Source organism: Flavobacterium sp. UBA4854 (assembly GCF_002399805.1).
Classification (GTDB): Bacteria; Bacteroidota; Bacteroidia; order Flavobacteriales; family Flavobacteriaceae; genus Flavobacterium; species Flavobacterium ginsengisoli.
In genome coordinates this window covers 37,059-49,173 of sequence record NZ_DHEI01000036.1, presented here as the reverse complement: position 1 = coordinate 49,173, position 12,115 = coordinate 37,059, and the positions used below count along the sequence as shown (strand labels likewise).

Annotated in this window: 10 protein-coding genes; 9 read left to right on the top strand and 1 reads right to left on the bottom strand. The window is 33.4% G+C overall.

The window, feature by feature from the left end:
* Positions 1–305: 305 nt before the first annotated feature.
* A complete protein-coding gene (locus B3J44_RS04925; RefSeq protein ID WP_286966199.1) occupies positions 306–1,325 on the bottom strand; it encodes a proline-specific peptidase family protein in 1,020 nt (339 codons plus the stop codon).
* A 177-nt stretch (positions 1,326–1,502) separates the two neighbouring features.
* Here B3J44_RS04925 and B3J44_RS04920 point away from each other — a divergent pair, with 177 nt between their 5' ends.
* From B3J44_RS04920 to B3J44_RS04880, 9 genes are all read left to right on the top strand, one after another.
* Positions 1,503–1,940: a PepSY-like domain-containing protein gene (locus B3J44_RS04920; RefSeq protein WP_286966196.1), complete on the top strand. Its 438-nt coding sequence runs from the start codon at positions 1,503–1,505 to the stop codon at positions 1,938–1,940.
* 83 nt (positions 1,941–2,023) lie between these two features.
* A complete protein-coding gene (locus B3J44_RS04915) occupies positions 2,024–3,052 on the top strand; it encodes a LacI family DNA-binding transcriptional regulator (protein WP_144215121.1) in 1,029 nt (342 codons plus the stop codon).
* Between the two features lie 57 nt (positions 3,053–3,109).
* A complete protein-coding gene (locus B3J44_RS04910) occupies positions 3,110–3,946 on the top strand; it encodes a helix-turn-helix domain-containing protein (protein WP_286966186.1) in 837 nt (278 codons plus the stop codon).
* A gap of 86 nt (positions 3,947–4,032) precedes the next feature.
* Positions 4,033–4,575 carry a YbhB/YbcL family Raf kinase inhibitor-like protein gene (locus B3J44_RS04905; protein WP_286966179.1) on the top strand — a complete coding sequence of 181 codons (543 nt, stop codon included), beginning with the start codon at positions 4,033–4,035 and terminating at the stop codon, positions 4,573–4,575.
* A 298-nt stretch (positions 4,576–4,873) separates the two neighbouring features.
* Positions 4,874–7,027 (top strand): alpha-glucuronidase family glycosyl hydrolase, encoded by a 2,154-nt coding sequence (locus tag B3J44_RS04900; RefSeq protein ID WP_286966176.1) that lies wholly within the window; start codon positions 4,874–4,876, stop codon positions 7,025–7,027.
* Between the two features lie 169 nt (positions 7,028–7,196).
* Positions 7,197–7,934, top strand: a complete 738-nt coding sequence (locus tag B3J44_RS04895) for an SDR family NAD(P)-dependent oxidoreductase (RefSeq protein WP_286966172.1) — start codon at positions 7,197–7,199, stop codon at positions 7,932–7,934.
* A 120-nt stretch (positions 7,935–8,054) separates the two neighbouring features.
* Positions 8,055–9,218, top strand: coding sequence for a mannonate dehydratase (uxuA, locus tag B3J44_RS04890; RefSeq protein ID WP_286966216.1), 1,164 nt, complete (start codon positions 8,055–8,057; stop codon positions 9,216–9,218).
* A 170-nt stretch (positions 9,219–9,388) separates the two neighbouring features.
* On the top strand, positions 9,389–10,315 hold the full coding sequence (locus B3J44_RS04885; protein WP_286966167.1) for a glycosyl hydrolase 115 family protein: 927 nt from the start codon (positions 9,389–9,391) through the stop codon (positions 10,313–10,315).
* Positions 10,316–10,319: 4 nt separating this feature from the next.
* Positions 10,320–11,990, top strand: coding sequence for a glycosyl hydrolase 115 family protein (locus B3J44_RS04880; RefSeq protein WP_286966164.1), 1,671 nt, complete (start codon positions 10,320–10,322; stop codon positions 11,988–11,990).
* Positions 11,991–12,115: the final 125 nt, after the last annotated feature.

Sequence of the window (12,115 nt, the reverse complement as noted above, 5' to 3'; positions counted from 1 at the left end):
TGGGAGAGTATGTCGTCGCCTTTTTTTGAAAACCCTATCCAGATCGGATGGGGTTTTTTGTTTTATAGCCGTTTTTTAAATTATCAGATTTAAAATCTGTTTCTAATTTTCATATTTACCTCTAAAGAATGAATCTACTCCTTCAATAGGGTATGTTAGGATGGAAAAGGCATATTTCTTTGGAAAAATAACATTTGTATTATCCAAAAACTTCTTCCGTAGAAGATAGAGCCGATAGTCTGGCCCAAAGGGAAATATAATAAGTCTTTTATGGTTTGTATGTCAGTGTGTTATGTTTTTTTGTCTTAATTGAATTTTTTGTCGTCAACATCATGTATGAACTGAATTACACCATCCATAAAAACTTTTTGATCATCCCACATGGCCAAGTGACTTCCATTTGGACAGTATAAATAACGTCCTTTTTTGACTAATTTACTTTGCTCTTCCATTGCTTTTGGATCCATTGTGTCATATTTTGCACCAATCATTAAGGTTGGAATCGTAATTTCATGTAATCGATTTTTAATGTCCCATTTTGCTAATCTTCCGCTTATTCCAAATTCGCTCGGACCTTGCATTAAAGTGTAAATTTCTCCATTTGCATGCTTGCTAGCTCGATTTAAACCGTCTGGCCATTCTTCAAGTCGACATAAATGCTCTTTATAAAAATTAGGAATCAATAACTCCATATATCTTGGATTATTAAAGTCTTTTTTGGCTTCCAAAGCCCTTATTTCTGCTAAAACTTCTGGTTTCATTTGTTTTGCTAGAACTTCGTCTGCATATTTTCCATATTCTGGAGCACTCGCCATCATGTTTGATACTAATAAACCTTTCATATTTTGCTGATATTTCAAAGCATATTCCATTGCTAGAATTCCTCCCCATGAATTTCCTAATACATAAAAATTTTCTTTATCTGCGTTAATAGCTTTTCTAACTTGTTCAACTTCTTCAACAAATCGTTCTGTAGTCCATAAACTGCTGTCTTTTGGCTGATCGCTGTAATAAGAACCCAATTGATCATATTCATAAAATTCAAAACCTTCCCTTTGAAAAAATGTTTCAAAACATTCCATATATTCGTGAGTCATTGCTGGTCCTCCATGTAATAATAAAACTTTTATTTTAGGATTGTTTCCAAATCGTTTTGTCCAGACTTTAAATTCTCCAATAGGTGTTTTTATTGGAATCATTTTTACTCCGGCCGATTCAACTTTATCTTGATTATAGGTAAAATAAGCGGGTAATATTTTGGCTTGATTTTCATTTTTGCATGATGCAATTAATAGTGTAAGTACTAGAATAGAAATGTAACGCATATGTTTTTGTTTGACGGTTTATACTAAATTACAAATTTTATTAAGATGTAAATTAAGAACTTTTTTGGATTTAAGTGCTATTTTATCAATGTGTTATGGAGATAAATGTTTCTTAAATTAATTTGAAAGTGTTTTTTCTTATTGTAAATTAGTGAAGTATACTTAAACAGTGAAATTATGAAAAAGAGAGTGTTTTTAACTATTATATTGTTATCTATAACAATATCAGTTAGTGCGCAGAAGAAAATTGAAATAACAGAACTTCCAAAATCGGCACAGGAATTTCTAAAAAAGCACTTTAGCCATACTTCAATAGAAATTGCTAAAAAAGATGCTGAACATGGAGAAAAAGGTTTTGAAGTAAAACTAAAAGACGGAACAGAAGTAGAGTTCTGGAAGGATGGTTCGTATCGAGAAGTAGATGGTGGAAGTAATCCAATTCCAACAGATTTTATTGCAGATGCAGTAAAAGCTTACGTTGCCAAAAATTATCCTAATGAAAAAATTACTCATATCGATTATGGGCATAAAGATTTGGATGTTGATTTAACCAATAATATTGATTTAGAGTTTACAAAAGATGGTAAAATTCTAAAAGATAAGAAACATAGGTAATGTGTTTTATTTTTTAAGTGATTTTTGAAAATATAAACGTGAGAGAAAATAGTTTATATTTACATCTTCTATTAGTTGTTTTTATGGAAGAAAATAAACATGTAACGATTTATGATATTGCTGAAAGACTTAATTTGGCAACATCGACCATTTCACGAGCTTTAAAAGACCATCACACAATTAGTGATAAAACGATAAAGAAAGTGAAAAAAACTGCAGAAGAAATGGGATTTGTTCCTAATACTTTGGCTGCAGGTTTGCGAGGTAATAAAACTAAAACCATTGGGGTTTTAATTCCAACAGTTACACAGCCTTTTTTATCTTCATTAATCAGCGGAATCGAAATTACAGCTCAAAAGTCTGATTATACTGTAATCATTATGCAGTCACATGACTCCTATGAAGAAGAAGTCAATATGGCGAAATCTCTTTACAGTAATCGTGTGAGCGGTGTAATTTGTTCGTTGGCAATGGAAACGCGCGATACGTCACATTTTCATCAATTTTCAAACAATAATATTCCGTTAGTTTTTGTCGATAGGGTTCCTAAAGATTATAATACTTTTAGAGTCGTGATTGATAATTACTCAGCAGGTTACAAAGCTACAAAACATCTTATTGAGCAGGGCTGTATTCGTATTGCCCACATTACGGCAGGATCAGAATTAGGAAATTTATATAATGAAAGAAAAAGAGGCTACATCGAAGCCTTAAAAGATCATAATGTTGATATAGACGAAAATCTGATTATCAATTTAAATTCAGTTACTTACGAAGACGGTGTGAAAGCCAGTAACGCTTTGTTTGATTTAAAACCAATGCCGGACGGATTATTTGCCCCTGGAGATATTATCGCTGTAAGCGCCGTACAAACAGCTAAAAAACGCGGTATAAAAGTGCCAGAAGAATTTAAAGTAATTGGTTTTAATAATGACCCAATTTCGCAGATAATCGATCCTAATTTGTCGACTATCACGCACCCGGCAGAAAAAATGGGAAAAGCGGCGGCAGAAATCATTATCAAAAATTTGAAATCAGCGAAAAATGATGACGCTAAGGAAATTACTTTTTTAAATACAGAAGTACTCGCACGAGAATCTACTCAAAAATAAAATCAAGAATATTTTAATAATAAGGCTTATCGATTCATTTGGTAAGCCATGATTTTTATGAAAACAATTACACTTCCTGACGAAATGAATTTAGAAAAATCACAGCAAGTTCATGTTGTGGGTTATAGCAGTTCTAAAGATGTTTCGAAACAGCAGATTATTCTCAATCAAAACATAATCAGTTTTTTGAATGAAGGGACAAAAGAAGTCATTTTTGATAATGAAGCTTTGTCGATAACACCTTCTAAGTTTATTATAATGAGATCTGGAAATTGTTTAATGACAGAAAAAAGAGTTTCTGAAACTTCGCTTTATAAAAGTGTTCTTTTGTTTTTTTCTAATGAGATGCTTCATAATTTCATTAGAAAAATGGAATCTGAAAGATCAGAATCAATCGAAGCAAAATCGGTTTATGCATTTGATTATGATGATTTCTTAAAACGTTTTGTAGAAAGTTTAGCCGATATCTCTAACCTTTCAAAAGCTATTCAGCCAAAATTATTAGAAGTAAAATTTGAAGAAATTATGTTCTATCTCATTGATAAATACGGAACTAATTTTCTTTATTCTTTAACTACAAACAGCGATGATGTTGCACAAAAATTCATTCGAACTATCGAAAACAGTCATTTAAGTAAACTAACTTTAAAAGAATTAGCCTTTTTATGTAATATGAGTGTTTCGACTTTTAAAAGAGAATTCGAAAAATACTATTCAGAATCTCCTATAAAATGGTTTCAAAATAAAAGGCTGGAACATGCACATTATCTGTTGAGCCAGGAAAAAAGTCCTTCTGAAGTTTATTTTGAAGCTGGTTACGAAAACCTTTCAAGCTTCAGTCAGGCTTATAAAATCAAATATGGCGTAACTCCAAAACATCATAAAGCAGTTTGAGCTTTTTGCAACAGTTTTTGAACCTTTACCTAAAATTATTCAGTTATTCCAAATTTAACTTTGCTTAAAATTTTAAATCAGATAAAATGAAAAAGCTTAGTTTAATTTTAGCGATGTCAGTGATTTTCTCGACATCTATTTTTGCACAAAAAACATTTACCTTAACTAGTAAAGATTTAGGAGGAGAAACTACAAAAGTTCAAGAATTCAATGGCTTTGGATGTTCGGGAGAAAACCAATCTCCACAGTTGTCTTGGAAAAATGCTCCAGAAGGAACCAAAAGTTTTGCCGTAACTATGTACGATCCAGATGCGCCTACAGGAAGCGGATTCTGGCACTGGGTTGTAGTTGATATTCCAGCAAATGTAAACGAATTGGTAACCAACGCAGGAACTAAAAATCTTGTTCCAAAAGGGGCAATTCAAAGTGTTACCGATTACGGTATTAAAGGATTTGGAGGGCCTTGTCCGCCAGTTGGTCACGGATATCATCAATATATCATTACCGTTTATGCTTTAAAAACCGATAAATTGGGAACAGATGAGAATACAAATCCGGCAGTAGTAGGATTTAATCTTTGGAATCAGACTTTGGCAAAAGCCAGTATTGTAGCATATTACAAAAGATAAAGTATCAGTAAAGAATTCTGATCTCTGAATTCTTAAAATCGAAAAATTACGGTACTATAGGCAGGATAGTTTTTTAAATTATCCTGCCTTTATTTGTTAATAAAATTATTTTTTTGAAAAAAGCAGCGCTAAAATTTTTTTCTTAAATAACAATCTTATATTTTTACGCAACCGATTGCAATTGTTGTTTTATTTAAGATTGTTTATTTTTTAAATTAAAATTTTATTAAATATTCTTAATTGAGAATAAAACATTAATTCTTTCAAAATAGAATTGTAAAGAATAAATTAAAACCAGATGACTTCATTAAGATTTGTTTTCCTGCTTCTTTTGATTTCCTTTTCTGCTTCGGCACAAAAGGATTATAAATTATGGCTTCAATATAATGCCGTGAGTAATTCTGCAATGGCTTCAGAATACAAAAACAATCTTAAAGGAATTGTTGTTTTAGGAAATTCAGAAACCATTAAAATTGCGGAGAAAGAACTTAAAACAGCTTTTGAAGATATGCTGAGTGTTATTCCAGAAATCAAATCGGATATAAAAGGAGAAAATAATCTAATTGTTGGTTCGCAAATAAGTTTAAATGCTGAAATCAAAAATGAACTGAAATCTGATTTTGAAAAAATAAATGACGAAGGTTTTATTATCAAATCCATTTCTTTTAAAAACAAAAAACAAATCATTATTACAGGAAAAAATGACGTTGCCGTTTTATATGGAGTTTTCAATTTCCTGAGAATTTTACAAACGAATAAATCAGTTAAAAATTTAAACATTGCCGATTCTCCAAAAACAAATATCAGAATTTTAAACCATTGGGATAATTTAGATCGAACAGTCGAAAGAGGTTATGCTGGATTTTCGCTTTGGAATTGGCAGAAACTTCCAGATTTTATCGACGAGCGCTATATTGATTACGCTAGAGCGAATGCCTCAATCGGAATTAACGGAACGGTTTTGACCAATGTAAATGCCAATGCTTTAATTCTGACTCCACAATATTTAGAAAAAGTTGAAGCTTTGGCAAATGTCTTCAGACCTTACGGAATAAAAGTTTATTTAACAGCAAGATTTTCGGCACCGATCGAAATTGGAAACTTAAAAACAGCCGACCCAAAAGATGCTCAAGTAGTTGATTGGTGGAAAAATAAAGCAGCAGAAATCTATAAACGAATTCCAGATTTTGGAGGATTTTTGGTGAAAGCTAATTCTGAAGGTCAGCCAGGTCCACAAAACTATGGAAGAGATCACGTTGATGGAGCAAATATGCTTGCTGATGCTGTTGCGCCTTTTGGCGGTGTAATTATGTGGAGAGCATTTGTATATTCTGAACATGATGCTAATGATCGTGCCAAACAAGCTTACGCTGAATTTCAGCCTTATGATGGAAAATTCAAAGAAAATGTAATTGTTCAGGTCAAAAATGGAGCAATCGATTTTCAGCCAAGAGAACCTTTTCATCCGTTATTTGGCGTGATGCCGAAAACGCCTTTAATGATGGAATTTCAAATCACGCAGGAGTATTTAGGTTTCAGTACGCATTTGGTTTTTCTGCCTAAATTATTTCAAGAAGTTCTGGAATCTGATACCTATCAAAAAGGAAAAGGTTCGACTGTTGCGAAAGTTGTAGACGGAACTCTATATCAAAATAAACTAACTGGAATTGCTGGCGTTGCCAATATCGGAAACGATTTAAACTGGACAGGACATCCTTTCGCACAAGCAAATTGGTATGGTTTTGGGCGATTGGCTTGGAATCCGTATTTAGATTCTGATAGTATTGCGGACGAATGGTTGAGAAGCACTTTTTCGAATGACCAAAACTTCATTAAACCTGTAAAAGATATCATGATTGAATCGCGAGAAGCGGTTGTAAATTATATGACACCGCTGGGTTTACATCATATTATGGATACGGGACATCATTACGGACCAGGACCTTGGGTTTCTAATTTATCAAGACCAGAATGGAATCCGACTTATTATCATAAAGCCGACAAAAACGGAATTGGTTTTGACCGATCAAAAACGGGAACTAATGCGACTGCACAATATGCACCCGAAGTTGAAAAACTTTTTGATAATTTAGAAACTTGCCCAGAAAAAGATCTTTTATGGTTTCATCACGTTTCATGGGATTATAAACTAAAAAATGGCCTGACGCTTTGGAATAACTTGGCGTTAAAATATCAGGAAGGTGTAAATCAGGTAAAGGAAATGCAGAATGTTTGGAAGAAAACCGAAAAATATATTGACAGCGAACGTTTTAACGAAGTAAAAATGTTATTGGAAATTCAGTATAAAGAAGCAAAATGGTGGCGCGATGCATGTTTGCTATATTTTCAGCAGTTTTCGAACAAAGAACTTCCTGAAGGAGTTGAAAAACCAACACAAACTTTAGAGCATTTTGAATCATTAAAATTTCCTTTTGCGCCAGGGAATGGATAATAAATTTGAGTAATTGTAACGCGGATAAAACGGATTTGCTATCGCAAAGACACGGAAAAAAGGCGGATTTTTTTATGAAATTGAGAAAAAAAAATCCTCGTAAATCAGCGATTTCACGATAACGAATCCGTTTCATCTGTGTACAAAAAAATATATTTTATAGAAAATTATGAGTAAGAAAACAGCAATTGTAACTGGAGGAAATTCAGGTTTAGGTTTTGCGACAGCAAAGAAATTATGTGATAACGGAATAAAAACTTACATAATCGGAAGATCAAAAGAAAAAACAGAAGATGCCTGTAAGGAAATTGGAGAAAATGCTATTCCAGTAATTTTTGACTTAAATAATCTAGCTGGAATTCCTGCGATGATTGAAAGCATCATAAAAGAAAATTCAATTGATATTTTGGTAAATAATGCTGGAATCAATATGAAAAAAGAAATTCCAGAGGTAACTGATGAAGATTTTCTTTCGATAATTCATACTAATTTGTTGAGTGTTTTTGCGGTAAGTCGCGAAGTCATAAAAAATATGAAATCTAACAAAAGCGGCAGTATCATCAACATTAGTTCGATGGCATCTCAATACGGAATTCCAAAAGTGATTGCTTATTCGGCAAGTAAAGGCGCAATTGAGTCCATGACGCGTGCAATGGCGACAGAATTAGCGCCTACAGGAATTCGAGTAAATTGTATTGCTCCTGGATTTATTAAAACCAAAATGTCTGCTGCTGCTTTGGATAATGATCCAGAAAGAAAAAATAAAGTATTAGGAAGAACTCCAATGGGCTTTTTAGGAGAACCTTCAGACATTGCAGATGCGGTATATTATTTCGCTTTAAGCGAATCAAAATATACTACTGGTACAGTTTTGCCTGTTGATGGCGGAAATAGTATAGGATTTTAAGTCTAGATGAAATAGCTCGCAAAGGCGCGAAGCCGCAAAGTATTTTTCCTTTAAGTTTTTTAAAATAAAACTTTGTGAATTAACGCCTTCGTGGCATAAAAAAAGAGAAGTATGATAAAAATGCAGCAAACCATGAGATGGTTCGGTCCAAGTGATAACGTCAAGTTGATCGATATTCGACAAGCTGGTGCGACTGGAATTGTCACCGCTTTGCATCAAATTCCGGTTGGAGATATCTGGACGATTGAAGCAATAAAAGAAAGACAGGAAATCATTCGCAATTATGGTTTGGAATGGACGGTTGTAGAAAGTCTTCCGGTTCATGAAGAAATCAAACGCGCTTCTGGAAATTATTTGCAATACATTGAAAATTATAAAATCAGTTTAAAGAATCTGGCCGAGTGTGGCATCAAAATTATAACCTACAATTTTATGCCGATTTTGGATTGGGTAAGAACCAATCATAATTTTATAAATGAAGATGGAAGTAAAGCTCTTTTATACAATCAGGACGCTTTTACCTATTTTGATGTTTTTCTTTTGAAAAGACCAAATTCTGAAAATGATTATTCAGATGCTGAAAAAGAAAAAGCTTTAAAATTTGGCAATCAATTGTCTGAAAAAGAAAAAGCATTATTATTTAAAAATGTTTTGTTAGGACTTCCGGGAAGTACAATCCATTTTACGGCAGAACAAATTTTGTCGCTTTTAGAAAACTATGCTGAAATTGATAATCAAAAACTAAGAGAAAACCTGATTTATTTTCTATCGGAAGTAACACCAATTGCAGAGCAAAACGAACAAAAATTAGCGATTCATCCAGATGATCCCCCGTTTTCGGTTTTAGGACTTCCAAGAATTGTTTCGACAGAGGCTGATTTAAAAGCGATTTTCAACGCCGTTCCTTCAACAGCAAACGGATTGTGTTATTGTACAGGCTCATTAAGTGCCGATCCAAAAAATAATCTAGAGAAAATAATAGACGATTTTGGAAACCGAATTCACTTTTTACACCTGCGAAATACCATCCGCGAAAGCGAAACTATTTTCAGGGAATCAGAACATTTAAACGGCGATGTTAAAATGGAAATAATTGTGGAGAAATTATTGTTGTTGATGAACAAAACCAAAATAAGTCTTCCAATGCGTCCCGATCATGGTTTTCTTCATCGAGTTGATGAAGCAACAGAAACTTACCCAGGTTATTCTTTAACAGGAAGATTAAAAGGTCTTGCTGAATTGAGAGGTTTGGAAATGGGAATTGCTTACAAGTTGAATTTGTAAATATTCTTTCCTGTCGGGTTCGCGATTAGAAAAGAAAAACGTACTGTTTGTCATTCCGAGGAACGAGGAATCACACTCGGAATTCGACAAAGATTGGCGAAATTCTATGTGGAATTTCTCCTTACGTCGAAATGACAAAACTAATGTAGACAAAGAAAATCTATGATTCTATGTGTTTAAAAATTAAAATTTCCTACATCATCACACTGCTTTTCCTAATCGGATTAAGCACAAAATCGCACGCCATAAATCCAGAGAAATATGTAGTCAATCAGTTTTCTGTAGAAAACTTTCCATTAGTTTCAAAAGGAAAAATAGCTTCGATTTTTGTAGACGATAAAGATTATACTGGAGTTTTAAAAGTGGTTGGACATTTAGAAAATGACATTTTTAAAGTTTCCGATTTACATCCGAAAAGAATTAAAAAGATTGCAGGAGCAGAAGATTTTGTTGTTATTATTGGAACATTAGGAAAAAGCAAAATAATAGATCAATTAGCCAAACAAGGAAAAATTGATGTACATCAGCTTCAAGGAAAATGGGAAAAGTTTACAACCCAAATTATCGAAAATCCGTTTAAAGGAATTAAAAAAGCGCTCGTAATTGCAGGTTCAGATAAAAGAGGAACGATTTACGGAATTTACGATTTATCGAATCAAATTGGAATTTCGCCTTGGTATTTTTGGGCAGATGTTCCAGTGAAAAAACAATCAGAATTGCATGTTTTGCCTGGAGTTCACACGCAGGGAGAACCAAAAGTAAAATATCGTGGGATTTTTATAAACGATGAAGCTCCAGCTTTGACAGGGTGGGCTTTTGAGAAATACGGTGGATTCAATTCAAAATTCTATGATACGGTTTTTGAATTGATTCTGAGAATGAAAGGCAATTATTTGTGGCCAGCAATGTGGGGCAGAATGTTTTATGTTGAAGATCCGCAGAATGCTTTTTTGGCCGATGAATACGGGATTGTCATGGGAACTTCACATCATGAACCATTGACGCGCGCTCATGCTGAATGGGGAAAATCAAATGGGAAATGGGATTTTAATACCAATTCGGAAGCCTTGATTCAATTTCTGGAAGGACGGAATTAAACGAATGGGAAATAAAGAAACCATTGTTACAATCGGAATGCGTGGTGACGGTGACGAACCTATGACGGAAGGAACTGCAATTGATTTATTAGAAAATATTGTCAAAACCCAACGAAATATCATTCAAGAAGTAACTAAAAAACCGATTGAAGAAACGCCTCAAATGTGGGCACTTTACAAAGAAGTTCAAGATTATTATGACAAAGGAATGACTGTTCCAGATGATGTAACACTATTATTGTGCGATGATAATTGGGGAAATATTCGAAAACTTCCTGAGCTCGATTCAAAACCAAGAAAAGGCGGTTACGGAATTTACTATCATTATGATTATGTTGGAGGACCGAGAAATTATAAATGGATCAATACGAACCAAATTGAGCGTACTTGGGAACAAATGGATTTAGCATATCAATATGGAGTTGATAAAATCTGGATTGTAAATGTAGGCGATATCAAACCAATGGAATTTCCGATTGCCTTTTTCTTGGATATGGCTTGGAATCCTGAAAAGTTTAATGCGGAGAATCTAGCAGATTATTATGTGAATTGGGCAAAAGAAAATTTCGGAAATCAGTTTACAGAAGAAATTGCCACTATTTTAAAATTATATACTAAGTATAATGCGCGAAGAAAACCGGAATTATTAGATGCTAAAACATACAGCGTAACCAATTATAACGAAGCTGATCGAGTTGTTGCTGATTATCAAAATTTGGTAGAAAAAGCCAATTTTATTAACGAAAAATTACAACCAGAGTATAAAGATGCTTTTTACCAGCTGGTTTTATTTCCGGTTTTGGCTAGTTCCAATTTAAATGAAATGTATGTTGCAACAGCCAAAAATCAATTGTATGCAGCACAAGGTAATGCCGTTGCAAATGCGTATGCTGAAAAAGTAAAAGAGTTATTTGAAAAAGATAGTGAGCTTACCAATTATTATCATACAAAATTAGCAAATGGCAAATGGAATCATATGATGTCACAAACGCATATTGGATATGATAATTGGCAACAGCCAGAAAAAAATGTGATTCCGAAAACAAAAACAGTTGAAATTTCAATCAAAGCTCAAGCAAAAATTTCGACTGAGAATTCTCCAAAGGTTGAAACATCGATTACTAAAAATTTAGAAAATGCTCACGGTTTTGTTGAGAACGACGGTTACATTTCAATAGAAAGTAAAAATTATTCTAAAGCTATAAATTCAGATTCAGTAAAATGGACTTTAATTCCAAATTTGGGAAAGACAGATTCTGGAATAACGATAAAACCCTCAAATATTCAACCGTTTGAAATTTCAGAACAATCGCCAAGATTAGAATATGATGTTTGCTTTTTCAGTAAAGGAAAAGTAAAGGTAAAAGCATATTTTTCGCCGACAATCAATTTTAAAATAGGAAACGGATTGAAATATGGAATTGCTTTTGATTCAGAAAAACCTCAAATTATGAACCTCAACGAAGATTCTTCAGAGAAAAATTGGGCAGAATCGGTGGCAAACAATATTAAAATTATAACCTCAACGCATCAAATAGAAAATGCAGGAAATCATGTTTTGAAAATTTATGCGATTGATTCGGCTTTAGTGCTTCAAAAAATTGTAATTGAAACAGAAGATGGAAAAGTTTTAGAGTCGTATTTGGGACCGCCAGAGAGTTTTAGGAAGGAATAATTCTATAAGGTAAGACGTTCTATTTGTCATTTCGAGGAACAAGGAATCACACGCGGGATTCGATAAGGTTGAAGACATTCTATGCGGAATTTCTAGTGCGATTTGCTTCGCCTGATCGCTATCGC

Excerpts from the sequence above, each read along its gene's own strand:
- uxuA (WP_286966216.1), top strand. The coding sequence starts at position 8,055 with ATGCAGCAAACCATGAGATGGTTCGGTCCAAGTGATAACGTCAAGTTG.
- B3J44_RS04905 (WP_286966179.1), top strand. The coding sequence starts at position 4,033 with ATGAAAAAGCTTAGTTTAATTTTAGCGATGTCAGTGATTTTCTCGACA.
- B3J44_RS04885 (WP_286966167.1), top strand. The coding sequence starts at position 9,389 with ATGTGTTTAAAAATTAAAATTTCCTACATCATCACACTGCTTTTCCTA.
- B3J44_RS04910 (WP_286966186.1), top strand. The coding sequence starts at position 3,110 with ATGAAAACAATTACACTTCCTGACGAAATGAATTTAGAAAAATCACAG.
- B3J44_RS04915 (WP_144215121.1), top strand. The coding sequence starts at position 2,024 with ATGGAAGAAAATAAACATGTAACGATTTATGATATTGCTGAAAGACTT.
- B3J44_RS04920 (WP_286966196.1), top strand. The coding sequence starts at position 1,503 with ATGAAAAAGAGAGTGTTTTTAACTATTATATTGTTATCTATAACAATA.
- B3J44_RS04880 (WP_286966164.1), top strand. The coding sequence starts at position 10,320 with ATGGGAAATAAAGAAACCATTGTTACAATCGGAATGCGTGGTGACGGT.
- B3J44_RS04895 (WP_286966172.1), top strand. The coding sequence starts at position 7,197 with ATGAGTAAGAAAACAGCAATTGTAACTGGAGGAAATTCAGGTTTAGGT.
- B3J44_RS04925 (WP_286966199.1), bottom strand. The coding sequence starts at position 1,325 with ATGCGTTACATTTCTATTCTAGTACTTACACTATTAATTGCATCATGC.
- B3J44_RS04900 (WP_286966176.1), top strand. The coding sequence starts at position 4,874 with ATGACTTCATTAAGATTTGTTTTCCTGCTTCTTTTGATTTCCTTTTCT.